At 45.5% G+C, this 15,776-nt stretch carries 16 protein-coding genes, 2 tRNA genes and 2 rRNA genes (1 of these 20 cut by a window edge); 16 read left to right on the forward strand and 4 right to left on the reverse strand.

Translation table 11 applies throughout. The annotated features are described in order from the left end of the window. The 8 genes from AOT13_RS04500 to tsaD all read left to right on the forward strand — a co-directional run. Positions 1-2,177 (forward strand): 23S ribosomal RNA (locus AOT13_RS04500); it begins 753 nt to the left of the window's first position. A 135-nt stretch (positions 2,178-2,312) separates the two neighbouring features. After that, positions 2,313-2,429 (forward strand): 5S ribosomal RNA (gene rrf / locus AOT13_RS04505). Positions 2,430-2,451: 22 nt separating this feature from the next. Further along, positions 2,452-2,528 (forward strand) — tRNA-Met (locus AOT13_RS04510). Between the two features lie 6 nt (positions 2,529-2,534). Beyond that, positions 2,535-2,607: transfer RNA gene (locus AOT13_RS04515), tRNA-Asp, on the forward strand. 327 nt (positions 2,608-2,934) lie between these two features. Beyond that, entirely contained in the window at positions 2,935-3,393 is a 459-nt protein-coding gene (gene tsaE / locus AOT13_RS04520) for a tRNA (adenosine(37)-N6)-threonylcarbamoyltransferase complex ATPase subunit type 1 TsaE (protein ID WP_003253402.1), read from the forward strand. Beyond that, positions 3,390-4,130, forward strand: a complete 741-nt coding sequence (tsaB, locus tag AOT13_RS04525; protein WP_013401774.1) for a tRNA (adenosine(37)-N6)-threonylcarbamoyltransferase complex dimerization subunit type 1 TsaB — start codon at positions 3,390-3,392, stop codon at positions 4,128-4,130. Before tsaE ends, tsaB begins: the two co-directional genes overlap by 4 nt. Beyond that, positions 4,090-4,542, forward strand: a complete 453-nt coding sequence (gene rimI / locus AOT13_RS04530; protein WP_003253398.1) for a ribosomal protein S18-alanine N-acetyltransferase — start codon at positions 4,090-4,092, stop codon at positions 4,540-4,542. The genes tsaB and rimI overlap by 41 nt, the downstream gene beginning before the upstream one ends. Further along, positions 4,539-5,552, forward strand: coding sequence for a tRNA (adenosine(37)-N6)-threonylcarbamoyltransferase complex transferase subunit TsaD (gene tsaD, locus AOT13_RS04535; RefSeq protein WP_003253396.1), 1,014 nt, complete (start codon positions 4,539-4,541; stop codon positions 5,550-5,552). The genes rimI and tsaD overlap by 4 nt, the downstream gene beginning before the upstream one ends. 362 nt (positions 5,553-5,914) lie before the next feature. Here the strand turns inward: tsaD and AOT13_RS04540 are convergent, their stop codons facing one another. Beyond that, complete coding sequence (locus AOT13_RS04540; protein WP_003253394.1) at positions 5,915-7,849, reverse strand: ABC transporter ATP-binding protein; 1,935 nt, start codon at positions 7,847-7,849, stop codon at positions 5,915-5,917. Positions 7,850-7,968: 119 nt separating this feature from the next. Between AOT13_RS04540 and moaC the strand changes: the two genes are divergently transcribed. From moaC to AOT13_RS04570, 6 genes are all read left to right on the forward strand, one after another. Beyond that, entirely contained in the window at positions 7,969-8,490 is a 522-nt protein-coding gene (gene moaC, locus AOT13_RS04545) for a cyclic pyranopterin monophosphate synthase MoaC (protein WP_003253392.1), read from the forward strand. Then, complete coding sequence (locus tag AOT13_RS04550; protein WP_013877615.1) at positions 8,480-9,118, forward strand: redox-sensing transcriptional repressor Rex; 639 nt, start codon at positions 8,480-8,482, stop codon at positions 9,116-9,118. Before moaC ends, AOT13_RS04550 begins: the two co-directional genes overlap by 11 nt. A gap of 15 nt (positions 9,119-9,133) precedes the next feature. Continuing rightward, on the forward strand, positions 9,134-9,289 hold the full coding sequence (gene tatA / locus AOT13_RS04555) for a twin-arginine translocase TatA/TatE family subunit (RefSeq protein ID WP_003253388.1): 156 nt from the start codon (positions 9,134-9,136) through the stop codon (positions 9,287-9,289). A 20-nt stretch (positions 9,290-9,309) separates the two neighbouring features. Further along, positions 9,310-10,056: a twin-arginine translocase subunit TatC gene (tatC, locus tag AOT13_RS04560; protein WP_003253386.1), complete on the forward strand. Its 747-nt coding sequence runs from the start codon at positions 9,310-9,312 to the stop codon at positions 10,054-10,056. 195 nt (positions 10,057-10,251) lie between these two features. After that, on the forward strand, positions 10,252-10,650 hold the full coding sequence (locus AOT13_RS04565; RefSeq protein ID WP_003253384.1) for a hypothetical protein: 399 nt from the start codon (positions 10,252-10,254) through the stop codon (positions 10,648-10,650). Positions 10,651-10,670: 20 nt separating this feature from the next. Beyond that, positions 10,671-11,015: an antibiotic biosynthesis monooxygenase family protein gene (locus AOT13_RS04570; RefSeq protein ID WP_003253382.1), complete on the forward strand. Its 345-nt coding sequence runs from the start codon at positions 10,671-10,673 to the stop codon at positions 11,013-11,015. 586 nt (positions 11,016-11,601) lie between these two features. Here the strand turns inward: AOT13_RS04570 and AOT13_RS04575 are convergent. The 3 genes from AOT13_RS04575 to AOT13_RS04590 all read right to left on the reverse strand — a co-directional run bounded on the left by AOT13_RS04575 (position 11,602) and on the right by AOT13_RS04590 (position 13,416). Further along, positions 11,602-12,102, reverse strand: a complete 501-nt coding sequence (locus AOT13_RS04575; protein WP_003253380.1) for a YbaK/EbsC family protein — start codon at positions 12,100-12,102, stop codon at positions 11,602-11,604. Positions 12,103-12,494: 392 nt separating this feature from the next. Continuing rightward, a complete protein-coding gene (locus tag AOT13_RS04585; protein ID WP_013401771.1) occupies positions 12,495-12,680 on the reverse strand; it encodes a YdiK family protein in 186 nt (61 codons plus the stop codon). A 1-nt stretch (position 12,681) separates the two neighbouring features. Further along, positions 12,682-13,416 carry a CPBP family intramembrane glutamic endopeptidase gene (locus tag AOT13_RS04590; protein ID WP_013401770.1) on the reverse strand — a complete coding sequence of 245 codons (735 nt, stop codon included), beginning with the start codon at positions 13,414-13,416 and terminating at the stop codon, positions 12,682-12,684. A gap of 274 nt (positions 13,417-13,690) precedes the next feature. Between AOT13_RS04590 and groES the strand changes: the two genes are divergently transcribed. Further along, on the forward strand, positions 13,691-13,975 hold the full coding sequence (gene groES / locus AOT13_RS04595) for a co-chaperone GroES (protein WP_003253377.1): 285 nt from the start codon (positions 13,691-13,693) through the stop codon (positions 13,973-13,975). Positions 13,976-14,046: 71 nt separating this feature from the next. Beyond that, a complete protein-coding gene (groL, locus tag AOT13_RS04600) occupies positions 14,047-15,666 on the forward strand; it encodes a chaperonin GroEL (protein WP_003253376.1) in 1,620 nt (539 codons plus the stop codon). Positions 15,667-15,776: the final 110 nt, after the last annotated feature.

Here is a 15,776-nt window from a genome sequence, read left to right on the forward strand (position 1 = left end):
GTAGGGTAACACCTACTGGAGGCCCGAACCCACGCACGTTGAAAAGTGCGGGGATGAGGTGTGGGTAGGGGTGAAATGCCAATCGAACCTGGAGATAGCTGGTTCTCCCCGAAATAGCTTTAGGGCTAGCCTCAAGGGAAGAGTCTTGGAGGTAGAGCACTGATTGAGCTAGGGGCCCTCATCGGGTTACCGAACTCAGTCAAACTCCGAATGCCAATGACTTATCCTTGGGAGTCAGACTGCGAGTGATAAGATCCGTAGTCGAGAGGGAAACAGCCCAGACCACCAGCTAAGGTCCCAAAGTGTACGTTAAGTGGAAAAGGATGTGGAGTTGCCCAGACAACCAGGATGTTGGCTTAGAAGCAGCCATCATTTAAAGAGTGCGTAATAGCTCACTGGTCGAGTGACTCTGCGCCGAAAATGTACCGGGGCTAAACGTACCACCGAAGCTGTGGGATGACCAACGGTCATCGGTAGGGGAGCGTTCTAAGTGCGCCGAAGCGAGACCGGAAGGACTCGTGGAGCGCTTAGAAGTGAGAATGCCGGTGTGAGTAGCGAAAACAGAGGTGAGAATCCTCTGCACCGAAAGCCTAAGGGTTCCTGAGGAAGGTTCGTCCGCTCAGGGTTAGTCGGGACCTAAGCCGAGGCCGAAAGGCGTAGGTGATGGGCAACAGGTAGAGATTCCTGTACCACCTCCTCACCGTTTGAGCAATGGGGGGACGCAGGAAGGTAGGGCGAGCAGGCTGCTGGAATAGCCTGTCCAAGCGGTTAGGCCGCCAGATAGGCAAATCCGTCTGGCAATAAGGCGGAGCCGTGATGGCGAGGGACCGTTGGTCCCGAAGTCCCCGATCCTACACTGCCAAGAAAAGCCTCTAGCGAGGTGAGAGGTGCCCGTACCGCAAACCGACACAGGTAGGCGAGGAGAGAATCCTAAGGTGCGCGGGAGAACTCTCGTTAAGGAACTCGGCAAAATGACCCCGTAACTTCGGGAGAAGGGGTGCTCTCTTGGGTCACAAGCCTGAGGGAGCCGCAGTGAAAAGGCCCAAGCGACTGTTTATCAAAAACACAGGTCTCTGCGAAGCCGAAAGGCGAAGTATAGGGGCTGACACCTGCCCGGTGCTGGAAGGTTAAGGGGAGCGCTTAGCGGAAGCGAAGGTGCGAACCGAAGCCCCAGTAAACGGCGGCCGTAACTATAACGGTCCTAAGGTAGCGAAATTCCTTGTCGGGTAAGTTCCGACCCGCACGAAAGGTGTAACGACTTGGGCACTGTCTCAACGAGAGACCCGGTGAAATCATACTACCTGTGAAGATGCAGGTTACCCGCGACAGGACGGAAAGACCCCGTGGAGCTTTACTGCAGCCTGATATGGAATTTTGGTATCGCTTGTACAGGATAGGTGGGAGCCTGGGAAGCCGGAGCGCCAGCTTCGGTGGAGGCGGCGGTGGGATACCACCCTGGCGGTATTGAAATTCTAACCCGCACCCCTTAGCGGGGTGGGAGACAGTGTCAGGTGGGCAGTTTGACTGGGGCGGTCGCCTCCCAAAAGGTAACGGAGGCGCCCAAAGGTTCCCTCAGAATGGTTGGAAATCATTCGGAGAGTGCAAAGGCAGAAGGGAGCTTGACTGCGAGACAGACAGGTCGAGCAGGGACGAAAGTCGGGCTTAGTGATCCGGTGGTTCCGCATGGAAGGGCCATCGCTCAACGGATAAAAGCTACCCCGGGGATAACAGGCTGATCTCCCCCAAGAGTCCACATCGACGGGGAGGTTTGGCACCTCGATGTCGGCTCATCGCATCCTGGGGCTGTAGTCGGTCCCAAGGGTTGGGCTGTTCGCCCATTAAAGCGGTACGCGAGCTGGGTTCAGAACGTCGTGAGACAGTTCGGTCCCTATCCGTCGCGGGCGCAGGAAATTTGAGAGGAGCTGTCCTTAGTACGAGAGGACCGGGATGGACGCACCGCTGGTGTACCAGTTGTCCCGCCAGGGGCACCGCTGGGTAGCTATGTGCGGAAGGGATAAGCGCTGAAAGCATCTAAGCGTGAAGCCCCCCTCAAGATGAGATTTCCCATCGCGTCAAGCGAGTAAGATCCCTCGAAGATGACGAGGTCGATAGGTCCGAGGTGGAAGCGTGGCGACACGTGGAGCTGACGGATACTAATCGATCGAGGGCTTAACCACGAACAACGGAGAATGCCGCCTGGCCAAACGGCTTCTTCCAGACGGACGGTTATCTAGTTTTGAGGGAATGAAAATTCCCCTTGACAAACATCATTATTGGAGTATAATAAAACATGTCCAATGGATAAATGCTTGCCTAGTGACAATAGCGGAGAGGAAACACCCGTTCCCATTCCGAACACGGAAGTTAAGCTCTCCAGCGCCGATGGTAGTTGGGGCCAGCGCCCCTGCGAGAGTAGGTCGTCGCTAGGCTATTATTATGATTATTTATCGTCGCGGGGTGGAGCAGTCCGGTAGCTCGTCGGGCTCATAACCCGAAGGTCGCAGGTTCAAATCCTGCCCCCGCAACCAATAATTGGTTCCGTGGTGTAGTGGTTAACATGCCTGCCTGTCACGCAGGAGATCGCGGGTTCGAGTCCCGTCGGGACCGCTTAAAAGTGGATAAGCTTTTATGTTGAAAACGAAACAGCAAATGTTTCGTTTTTTATTTTTTATCTTTATCCTTAGGAAATGGCTTCCTAAGGTTTTTTTATTTTTTGGCTGAAACGGGTAATTCATTTTCTTGTTTTGTGTATCTCTATTGCCATTCATCGATGCCTGTAGTACCTCATCCCAACGTTGATTAGCACAAATTTTTCTTCTTGGAAAATGGCGTGGTTGTTTCTTTATTAAATGAGAAAGTGGTAACGGACAACAATAATATGATAAAATTTCAGAAGCGAAGGTTATCATTATCAAAACGCAAAGGTGAAACGTGATGGAACGTTATGAACTGATTATGCGCTCTCCTAAGGAAACGATGCATCTTGCTGCAAAATTTGGGGAAAAGCTGGCAGAAAAAGATGTCATTACGTTAGAAGGAGATTTAGGCGCGGGAAAGACGACATTTACAAAAGGACTGGCTAAGGGACTTGGAGTAAGAAAAACAGTCAGCAGCCCTACTTTTACGATCGTCAAGGAATATAAAGGACGCCTCCCTCTTTATCATATGGATGTGTATCGTTTGGAAGATACAATGGAAGATCTCGGTTTTGACGAATATTTTGACGGGGACGGCGTAACTGTCGTCGAATGGGCGCATCTCATCGAACCGCAACTGCCGCCAGAACGATTAAACATTTATTTGTTTCATCATGGCAATGATGAGCGAAAATTAGTCATTGAACCAATCGGAAAACGATATGAACAATTATGTAAGGAGATTTTCGGGTCATGAAAATATTAGCGATCGATACATCCAATATGGCAATGGGTGTTGCGTTAGTGGAAGAAGATATCGTAAAAGGAGAAATAGTGACAAATATAAAAAAAGACCATTCTGCGCGGTTAATGCCGGCGATTCAGTCTTTATTAAAAGATTGCGGTGTGTCTCCCCATGAACTAGGATTAATTGTCGTCGCGAGAGGGCCGGGATCTTACACGGGGGTGCGTATCGGGACGACGATCGCTAAAACATTGGCGTGGGCATTAAAAATCCCGATTGCGGGAGTGTCCAGCCTTGAAGTGCTGGCGGCAAACGGAAGGTATTTTTCCGGTGTCATTTCTCCGTTTTTTGATGCGAGAAGAGGGCAAATTTATACGGGATTATATCGTTTTAATGGCGGACAGCTGGAATGCATAGAGAATGATCAGATCGTTTTGGCTGATGAATGGGCGCGCAAACTGCAGGAAAGACAGGAGAAAGTGTTATTTATCGGATCCGATATTGCGTTATATAAGGAAACATTTCAGCAACAACTTGGCGATTTTGCGCAATTTGCGCCACCATCGTTACTGCTGCCTCGTCCAGGTGAGTTGGCGTTGATTGGAAAAAATAAAGAAAAAGAGGACGTTCATACTTTTGTGCCTAATTACGTTCGCCTTGCCGAGGCAGAAGCAAAATGGCTTGCCAAGCAAAAAGGGGAAAACAAATATGGGGATGGAAATTCGATTTCGCTCAATGACCTTAAGTGATATTGATGCAGTGTTGCAGGTGGAACATGCCTCTTTTACGGTTCCTTGGAGCAGAGAATCGTTTTATAATGAACTTGTTTATAATCGTTATGCGAAATACATCGTCATGGAACATAACAACCGCATCATCGGTTATGCGGGAATGTGGGTCGTGATTGATGAAGCGCATATTACAAATGTAGCTGTATTGCCTGAATATCGCGGTAAAAAATTAGGCGAAGCGCTAATGCGTAAATTGATGGAAACGGCGAAACAGCTCGGTGCCGTCACGATGACGTTGGAAGTTCGCGTTTCTAACCATGTAGCCCAATCTTTATATCGGAAATTAGGGTTTCTTAATGGCGGAATCCGCAGACAATATTATCCAGACAATTTAGAAGATGCTCTTGTAATGTGGGTGAATTTATCATGAGTCATGACATATATGTACTTGGAATTGAAACGAGCTGTGACGAAACCGCAGCGGCAGTGGTGAAAAACGGGACAGAAATTTTGTCCAACATCGTCGCTTCACAAATGGAAAGCCATAAGCGCTTTGGTGGCGTTGTTCCAGAAATTGCCTCGCGCCATCATGTGGAGCAGATTACGCTCGTTATTGAAGAAGCGATGAATAAGGCTGGCGTTTCATTCCAGCAGTTGAACGCTATTGCGGTCACGCAAGGCCCGGGATTAGTCGGTGCGCTTTTAATTGGTGTGAACGCGGCAAAAGCGTTAGCATTTGCCTATGGTCTTCCTCTTGTAGGCGTACACCATATCGCTGGGCATATTTACGCGAATCGGCTTGTTGCGGACATGAAGTTTCCGTTATTGTCGCTCGTTGTTTCTGGCGGGCATACGGAGCTTGTGTACATGGAGGAGCATGGCAAGTTCCAGGTCATCGGTGAAACTCGTGATGATGCAGCAGGAGAAGCGTATGACAAAGTGGCGAGGGCGTTAAACCTTCCTTACCCAGGCGGCCCGCATATTGACCGTCTGGCACATGAAGGAAGGGTGACGATTGATTTGCCACGGGCATGGCTGGAGGAAGGGTCGTATGACTTTAGCTTCAGCGGCTTGAAATCGGCCGTATTAAACACGCTTCATAACGCGAAGCAACGCGGGGAACATATCGATCCGAAAAATATGGCGGCCAGCTTCCAAGCGAGCGTCATTGACGTGCTTGTGACCAAAACGGTCAACGCGGCAAAAGAATACAACGTACGTCAAGTGCTGCTTGCGGGTGGAGTTGCGGCAAATAGAGGCTTGCGAGCAGAGTTGGAGCGAAAAATGGCCGAATTGGACGATATCGAGTTAGTCATTCCGCCATTATCGCTCTGCACCGACAATGCAGCGATGATTGCAGCGGCAGGAACCGTTTTGTTTGAACAAGGAAAACGCGCCGATATGACATTAAACGCCGATCCAAGTTTAGAATTAGCGTAAGTAAATGTTGGCAAAAGGACTTCTTTCAAGGGGATTCTTGGGGGAAGTTCTTTTTTATAGAAAGATTATTTGGAATATTTTTATAATAGAAATAAAGATATTTTTTATTAAAAAAATAATCGCTGTGAATATATTTATCCACAGATTGTTGATATTGTGGAAAAACAGAAATAATCTTGGTTTATAAAGGAGGAAATAACCACAAATTTTCCCCAATAAAAGTGAATTTTTTTGTGGATAATGTGGAAAAGTCGGTGAATAACTTGGATTACGGGAAGAAAGTTGGGGATAACTTTGTGAGTATGTGACTAATTAAAAAACATCCACGGGGGCGTACCACCGTGGATGTTTTTTTGCAATTATTATTGTAATGTATGAAGTGTTTCCCATTCTTCCAGTAGCTTTTCTAATTTTTCCTTTCTTTCTTCATTCTCTTTTGTTAATTGTTGTACTTTTTCATGATCTTGATAAATTTCCGGATTGCATAATTGCTCGTCGATCTGCGCAATTTGCCGTTCCAATTCGCTAATTTCTGTTTCAATTTCTTCAATGCGCCGTTTGCGCTGCCGTTCTTGCTTTTTCGCCTCTTTTTCCTGTTCATAGCTAAGTTTCGATGATGATTCTTCATAAGCACGGTCTGCTCGTTTCTCGGACGCGAGGCGCTGCAGCTCAAGCATTTCCGCTTTTTTGGCGATGTAGTAATCATAGTCCCCTAAATACTCGGTAATTCCGGCGCTAGAAAGTTCATATATTTTCGTGGCGATTCGGTTAATAAAATAGCGGTCGTGTGAAACGAATAAAATGGTTCCCGGATATTCGATTAAGGCGTTTTCGAGCACTTCTTTGCTATCTAAATCAAGATGGTTTGTCGGTTCGTCAAGAATCAGGAAATTTGCTTTTTGCATCATTAATTTGGCAAGCGCCAATCTTGCTTTTTCGCCGCCGCTTAGCGCCGATACAGGTTTCAGCACATCGTCTCCGGAAAATAAAAAATTACCAAGTACTGTCCGGATTTCTTTTTCCGTTTTGTCAGGATATGCATCCCAAAGTTCGTCTAAAACGCGCTTATTAGACGACAATTCTGCTTGATTTTGATCGTAATAGCCGATTTGCACGTTCGAACCATAGCGGAAATGCCCTGATTGTAGCGGCAGTTTATTTACGATCGCTTTTAACAATGTTGACTTTCCGATTCCGTTTGGCCCGACAAGTGCAATGCTTTCGCCGCGGGTGATGCGGAAACGAATGTTGCGAATAAGCGGTTTGCCCATATCATACCCGACTGCGACGTCTTCGGCGATCAGCACATCATTTCCGCTTTGCCGTTCAATATCGAAAGAAAAAGAAGCAGATTTTTCATCACCTATCGGCTTTTCGATGACCTTCATTTTTTCCAGCTGTTTCCGCCGGCTTTGGGCGCGCCGCGTTGTTGAAGCGCGGGCGATATTCCGTTGAATAAAGTCTTGGAGTTTGGCGATTTCTTCTTGCTGTTTTTCGTACAATTTCCGTTCCCGTTCGTATTCCGTCGCTTTTTGTTCTAAATAATGGCTATAATTTCCCACGTATCGTCTTAACGTTGTACGCGATAGCTCATATACTTGGGTGGCGATTTTATCGAGAAAGTAACGGTCGTGGGATACGACGAGAATAGCGCCGGGATATGTTTGCAAATATTGTTCAAGCCATGTTAATGTCTCCAGATCTAAATGGTTTGTCGGTTCGTCCAAAATAAGCAAATCCGGCTTCATTAAAAGCAGTTTCCCAAGCGCCAGGCGAGTCCGTTGCCCGCCGCTTAATGACTGAACGGGAGTTGTCATATAGTCATATTGCGAAAATTGCAAACCGTGCAAAACCGAGCGGATATCGGCTTCGTATTGATAACCGCCTTGTTCTTTATAGCGCTCTTGTAATGTATCGTAATCTTTTAACAGCTTTTTGTAGCGGGAAGAATCGGCAAGCAAGTCGGGATCGCCCATTTGCAGTTCCATCTCGCGCAATTGCGTTTCCATTTCTTTCAGCGGGGCGAATACCGTCATCATTTCTTCCCAAATCGATAAAGAGGAATGCAGCCCGCTATCTTGCGCGAGATATCCGATCGATACTTCCTTTGGTTTGATGATTTCCCCGCTGTCATACGACATTTCGCCGGCGATGATTTTTAATAATGTCGATTTTCCCGCCCCGTTTCTTCCGACGAGGGCAATTCGGTCTTTTGATTGTATTTCTAATTTTATATTCGATAAAATAAGGTCAGCACCGAAATATTTCGTTAATTGATTGACTTGTAAAATAATCATTGTCGTTCACCTCTCATTTAACAATAATAGTGTAGCGTAACTTGTTTTCTTATCGCAATAAAACGATAAAAGACAGATGACGAAAAATAGTGTATAGTTTATAAGTGGAGGAGATTACATTGACATCATTTACGCATTTTAATGAACAAGGCCGCGCCAAAATGGTCGATATTACAGAAAAAGAAGACACGGTTCGAGTAGCGGTTGCGCGGACGAGCGTGACCGTCAATAAAGAAATTTACGAAAAAATGACGAATCATGCGATTGAAAAAGGGGACGTGCTTGCTGTGGCGCAAATAGCTGGCGTTATGGCGGCCAAAAAGACGCCGGATTTAATTCCGATGTGCCATCCCCTTATGTTGAAAGGAGTCGACATCCAGTTTGCTTGGCATGTCGAGGAAGAAAAAGCATTATATAAGCTGTTGATTACCGCAACAGTAAAAACGAAGGGAAGTACAGGAGTGGAGATGGAAGCGCTAACGGCTGCTTCTGTTTGTGCGCTGACAGTGTATGATATGTGTAAAGCGCTGGATAAAGGAATGGTTATTGGTCCAACCTATTTGGTGGAAAAAAAGGGTGGCAAATCAGGCCATTATCAACGAGAAAAAAGTTGTGCTGGGGGATTTGTGAATGAACAATGAGCAACCAAAAATTCCACAAGCAACCGCAAAACGTTTGCCGTTGTATTACCGTTTTTTAAAAAATTTACATGCTTCAGGAAAACAACGGGTTTCTTCCGCGGAGTTGAGTGAGGCAGTGAAAGTCGACTCTGCGACAATTCGCCGTGATTTTTCTTATTTCGGTGCGCTTGGCAAAAAAGGATACGGATATAATGTCAACTATTTATTGTCTTTTTTTCGCAAGACGCTTGATCAAGATGAGATTACCGAGGTGGCGCTATTTGGCGTCGGAAACTTGGGGACGGCATTTTTAAATTATAATTTTTCGAAAAACAACAATACAAAAATTGTGATCGCATTTGATGTGGATGAAGAGAAGATAGGAAAAGAAGTTGGCGGTGTGCCTGTTTACCATTTGGATGAGATGGAAACCCGCCTTCACGAGGGCATTCCTGTCGCGATTTTGACCGTTCCGGCTCATGTAGCGCAATGGATTACCGATCGTCTCGTTCAAAAGGGAATTAAAGGAATTTTAAACTTTACGCCAGCCCGTTTAAATGTGCCGAAACATATTCGCGTCCACCATATTGATTTGGCGGTCGAGTTGCAATCGCTAGTCTATTTCTTGAAAAATTATCCAGCCGAATAAAGGAGAGAACCAAAAGTGAAATATTTGCTAATTGTGCTTGTTATTCTATTATTGTTTGGAACGAAAAAACTCCCGGAGTTGGGCAAATCGCTCGGCCAATCGCTGCGCGAGTTTAAAGATGCGACAAAAGGGCTGGCGGATGAGGATGAAAAAAAACAAGACCAATCATGAGTTGTTAGGATGATCAAAGTATGGACGATAAAGAAATGTCGGTGTATGAACACCTGGGAGAATTGCGAAAGCGGCTGATTATCGTTGTTGTGTTTTTTGTTATCGCAGTTGTTGCCAGCTTCTTTTTCGTGGAGCCCGTCATTTTATATTTGCAGCAGACGGATGAAGCGAAAGAATTGACGATGAATGCTTTTCGCCTGACAGACCCGGTAAAAATTTATTTTCAATTTGCGTTTGTCATTGCGTTTATTCTGACTTCTCCGGTTCTTCTTTATCAAATTTGGGCATTTGTCAGCCCGGGGCTGTATGAAAAAGAACGAAGAATCACATTAAGCTACATTCCAATCTCCATTTTTCTCTTTTTAGCCGGCGTCGGTTTTGCATACTTCGTCCTCTTTCCTTTCGTTGTTCGCTTTATGCAAAATTTAGCAGAACGCCTTGGCATTCATCAAGTTATCGGCATTAATGAATATTTTCAGTTTTTACTTCAGCTTGTTTTGCCGTTTGGGATCGTATTTCAGCTGCCGGTTGTTGTGATGTTTTTAACAAGGCTCGGCTTGATTACACCGATGTTGTTAGTGAAAGTGCGCAAATATGCATATTTAGTTTTATTGATTTTGGCGGCAATCATTACTCCGCCGGATGTGCTGTCACAAATCATTGTCATGATTCCGCTTTCGGTTTTATACGAAATTAGCATTTGGATTTCGAAAATGGCTTATCGAAAAGTGTTATTGGCGCGGAAGGAACAAGAAAACCTCCCGTGATGGGAAGTCACTGTCAAGTAAACAGGAGGAAAAAAGCACATTTAAGCAGCCTGAGTCCTATATTCATAAGGGCTCAGGCTATTTCATTTCTTTTAAAAACGTTAATGGTTATAAAAATGAATATATTTTGACATATTGTATACAAATGTATACAATATTAACTGTATACATTTGTATACAAAAAGGAGGGCGCTAATGAGAGACAAATTCGGCAAAGGATTCAGTCTGGGCGATCAATTTTTTCACGATGAACATTTCGAAGGGCATCACCATCTGAAAGAGGGGGGATACCGCAGAAAAAAGCATCATCACGGCGCAAAAACATTCCGCCGTGGGAGAGCGATTGAGTTTTTAAACAGGCTGCATGTTAAACGTGCGACATTAAAACAGCAGCTGGCTGCACCGGAACTGCAATCGATTAACCATGTTTTAGTTGGAGAGCTGAAAGCCATTGAAATGGTGATCAATGAATTCACCCAACTGTTTGACATTCACGAAGAAGAAATTGAGCAATACGACAGCCTCACAGATGGGAAGGACAAATCCGGAGAAGAGTCAGCGACTGAAGATGAAGAAACGCAGTCCGATCAATAACAAGGATGGGAGAGAAAAATATGTTTGTACAATTAAGAAAAATTACGGTGACAGAAGGAAACGCAGAGAAAGTGGTTGAACAATTCGGCAAACCGGGAATCATTGAACAGCAGGAAGGGTTTGTTGACATTAAAATTATGGTGAAAAAACAAAGGGGCGGGAAAGAAGAAGTCATTGTCTTGGTCACTTGGGAATCAGAAGAACATTGGAAGCGATGGGAAAAAAGCGATGCGCATATTGCCGCCCACAGAGCAAAGCGCAACCAGCCGAAACCAGAATACATGCTTAATGTTGAAGTAGGCATGTACGAAGTAAAAGCAGTAAAGAAAGCAACGGGAAACAAGCAGAATGAATCATCTGTGTGAAGCGCCGCCCAATTAAAAGAAAAGGGCGAGCATACGGGGATAGGAAGAAGCAGCGCCTTTGGGAAAGCTAAATTATGTAAAAAAGCGGAAGGTTGTCCTTAAAAGGCCGTTTTACGAACCTTGAAATTTTCAAAGGCCATAATATCCTCAACAACCACGGCGGTTTCATCTTCCGAATTGCCGGAGATCACGGCGGACACCAGGGTTGAGCCCAAGCCTGCCGCCTCCTTGGCCACCCCTTTTCCCGGGGAGACGAGAATGATGCTGAGCATAGTTAAAAAGGAGCACAGCTTATGGAAAGGATGCTTTTATAGGCGATTTTAAAGCTTGGCAAATCTTCAAGGAATGACCGCCTCCTTCTTCCTTTACCAAGCGGCTGTCCCGGGTATGGAAAATCCGTCCGGTCTCGCCGGCGATGTTCCAATCTTGGTTATGAGAGCGATGGCATGGCCTTCCCGGTTCAATTGTTTTAATATTCCGGTCTTCGCATCCAATGACCGGGCCGGTTCGTCGGCAAGCAGGAGAGGCAGGTTGCTTTCTGCTGCGGGATCGTCAAAAAGCAGGATAAACCCGCAATAAACGGGAATTATCCTGCTTTCCCTTCCGTATCCGATTCCTGCCAATCTTTGCATACGTCGATCCAATCCTTAGCCCCGGAATATTCCCACAATTCTTCCGGACTCACTTCAATGGCGGAGTTGATGCTTCCGCATGCGGGGAAAACGGTTTTGAACCGCTTTAAGGACAGGTCTAAAAAGACGTCCAAATCATTGGCCAATCCGAAAGGGCAAACCCCTCCGACCACGTGGCCTGTTTGTTCGAGCACTTCCTCGGCGCTTAACATCCGCGCTTTAAAACCGAAAGTATGACGGAATTTTTTGTTGTCGATTTTGGCGTCGCCGGCAGTCACGACCAACAGCGCCCTGTCTCCTTTGTCCCGGAAGCATAAGGTTTTGGCGATGCGGGCCGGTTCGACGCCGATGGTCTGGGCGGCCTGTTCTACCGTGGCGCTCGGGGTATCGAAGACCATAATATCCTGGTCCCGGTTCCATTTTTTTAGATGGGCTCTGACACTTTCCAGGGACATCCGTCTTTCCTCCTTCATGGGTTCTATAATGATTATAATTTCTATCTTATCATAATAATGCAAATTTTATGAGACTTGAGGTTTTTCAGGGCGTGATTTTACGGAGGGGATGCAAAAAGGGATCCTTGCATGCAGCTGCCGCAGATCGGATGCGATCTTATGGAAGGGTATAGATAAAGCCGGAGCGGTGGCAATGTCCGTGGTATCCCTTCGCGGATTTTCTTTACGAAGGGATGCCTCAAACGGAGAACGGGCGGGGGAGGCTGCCCCGTCTGTTTTTTATTTTCCAGCGAATACCTTTCGCATTTTCCACCAAAAAAATCCCCTCCACGTAGACAGATTAATTGTTTTTTCTGTCTACTATAAGGGGATCATAGCAATGCGCGGGAGGTTTATTTTTTAAAGTGGAGTATTAACAGGCGAATTGCGGTGCCAAAATCGAGCGTAGCCAGTATCGCAAGAACGATCGTGAAAAAATTCCAAATGGTTTCATCCGCGCTTTGAATCGACAAGTAAGTAAATAGTATGCCCATCAGGAAATAGAAAAGCGCGAATTGCAATGGTGACCCTTTCATCATACTACAAGCCTCCAATGATGAATTGTATATGTTCTGTCTGCCGCATCATTTTTTCAATATCGTCGGCAAATAGCGTCTGTACGAGTACGACGAACGTATTCATCGTGACATGGGCAAAAATCGGAACGAAAATGCGTTTTGTTTTCGCATAAAGAAACGCAAAGGTAAATCCCATTGTTGCATACAATAGCAAGTGTTCAAGTTCCATATGGACGACGGCAAATAAAAGTGAACTCACTAGCGCGGAAATGAAAAAGTTATATTTTTGATATAGCGTTCCGAAAATAATTTTGCGGAAAATAATTTCTTCTAAAATTGGTCCGATGATGGAAGTGACAACCATCAATAATGGTGTGACCTGAATGATATCGACAATTCGTTTTGTATTTTCTGAACCAGGCTCGATGCCGAGCAAGCGCCATTCAATATTGGCGGCAACACTTTGAGCGAACAATGACAAAAAGAAGCCGCCGACAGCCCACATCCATGCTGTTGATAACGGAACGCCATAGCGGGTGTGCCGCTGTTTGATATCCTCGCGCAAGAAAAAGAGGATGAGGAGAAGGGCAACGGAAAAGCTGATCACCGCCCAATAGCCAGAGGCGATCGCCGCCGCGACAAAGTCATTTTTTGCATGTTTTCCGACACCGAGAAAACGCAGCAACGGGACTCCTATGAGACCTGACAGCTGCATGATGACGTACGTAATAATGACATACCAATAGCGCCGTTTCAACGGAACTTACCCCTTTACCGATAAAATAATGATACTTTCCGTATTGTAGCACATCTTTTATAAAAAATGATAAAAAAGAAGCAATTGTTGTTGTTTAGATTTTGTGGAAGTATGAAATAATTTAAGGGGGAGGCACGAGAAAAAACATGTTATTTTTTTGGATTTTCCACTTGCAAAAAAAAGAGAAGTTCATTAATATTATAAGTGTGTTAGCACTCAACGCCGACGAGTGCTAATAAGAACGGCGAAAATTATGTTAAGGAGGTTGTTTTCCGTGATAAAGCCATTAGGTGATCGCGTTGTCATTGAAATCGTTGAAACGGAAGAAAAAACTGCAAGCGGTATCGTATTGCCAGATACTGCAAAAGAAAAACCGCAAGAAGGCAAAGTTGTTGCCGTTGGAAAAGGACGCGTACTTGACAACGGTCAACGCGTAGCTCCAGAAGTGGAAGTTGGCGATCGCATTATCTTCTCGAAATATGCGGGTACAGAAGTGAAATATGACGGCAAAGAATACTTAATTTTGCGTGAAAGCGATATTTTGGCTGTGATTGGTTAATATATAGCGTTGATAACATAGATGTGCAAAAAAATACTTAACGATTTCATTTTACAAGGAGGTAACGGGGTATGGCAAAAGAAATTAAATTCAGCGAAGAAGCTCGTCGTGCGATGCTGCGCGGTGTTGACAAACTAGCTGATGCAGTAAAAGTAACGTTAGGTCCAAAAGGCCGTAACGTTGTATTAGAGAAAAAATTCGGTTCTCCATTAATTACAAACGACGGTGTTACGATCGCGAAAGAAATCGAATTAGAAGACCCATTTGAAAACATGGGTGCGAAGCTTGTTGCTGAAGTTGCAAGCAAAACAAACGATGTTGCTGGGGACGGTACAACAACAGCGACAGTTTTAGCTCAAGCGATGATCCGTGAAGGCTTAAAGAACGTAACAGCTGGCGCAAACCCAATGGGAATCCGCAAAGGTATTGAAAAAGCGGTTGCTGTAGCGGTAGAAGAATTAAAAGCAATCTCCAAACCAATCCAAGGAAAAGAATCGATCGCGCAAGTTGCGGCTATTTCTGCGGCTGACGAAGAAGTTGGCCAATTAATTGCAGAAGCAATGGAACGCGTCGGCAACGACGGTGTTATCACATTAGAAGAATCAAAAGGTTTCACAACAGAATTAGATGTTGTGGAAGGTATGCAATTTGACCGCGGTTATGCGTCTCCATACATGATCACAGATACAGAAAAAATGGAAGCAGTGCTTGAAAATCCATATATCTTAATCACTGACAAAAAAATCTCGAACATTCAAGACATCTTGCCTATCTTAGAACAAGTTGTTCAACAAGGCAAACCATTGTTAATCATCGCGGAAGACGTCGAAGGCGAAGCGCTTGCAACATTAGTTGTTAACAAACTTCGCGGCACGTTCACTGCGGTAGCGGTTAAAGCGCCTGGCTTCGGTGATCGCCGTAAAGCAATGTTGGAAGACATCGCAATCTTAACTGGCGGTGAAGTCATCTCCGAAGAATTAGGACGCGAATTAAAATCAACAACAATTGCATCACTTGGCCGCGCTTCGAAAGTTGTTGTAACGAAAGAAAATACAACAATCGTTGAAGGCGCTGGCGATTCTGAACGCATTAAAGCTCGCATCAACCAAATCCGCGCTCAATTAGAAGAAACTACTTCTGAATTCGACCGCGAAAAATTACAAGAACGTTTGGCAAAACTTGCTGGCGGCGTAGCGGTCATCAAAGTTGGTGCAGCGACAGAAACAGAATTGAAAGAACGCAAATTGCGCATTGAAGACGCGCTCAACTCTACTCGTGCGGCTGTCGAAGAAGGTATCGTAGCCGGCGGTGGTACGGCATTAATGAACGTATATAACAAAGTTGCTGCGATCGAAGCAGAAGGCGACGAAGCAACTGGTGTGAAAATCGTTCTTCGCGCAATCGAAGAGCCAGTTCGCCAAATCGCGCAAAACGCTGGTTTGGAAGGCTCTGTCATTGTTGAACGCTTAAAATCCGAAAAACCTGGCATCGGCTTCAACGCTGCTACTGGCGAATGGGTAAACATGATCGAAGCTGGTATTGTTGACCCAACGAAAGTAACTCGCTCCGCTCTGCAAAACGCAGCTTCTGTTGCCGCTATGTTCTTAACAACAGAAGCAGTTGTCGCTGACAAACCAGAAGAAAACAAAGGCGGCAATAGCGGAATGCCTGACATGGGCGGAATGATGTAAGGCTTTTGAGCCTTTCATTGAGGATGTCCCAAAAGTGTTCGCATAGCGTTCGCTTTTGGGGCACTTTTTTGGGCAAAAAAAGAAGAAAACCGTTCCTTTTTTGGTATAAT

Origin of the sequence: Parageobacillus thermoglucosidasius, assembly GCF_001295365.1 — a bacterium.
Classification (GTDB): domain Bacteria; phylum Bacillota; class Bacilli; order Bacillales; family Anoxybacillaceae; genus Parageobacillus; species Parageobacillus thermoglucosidasius.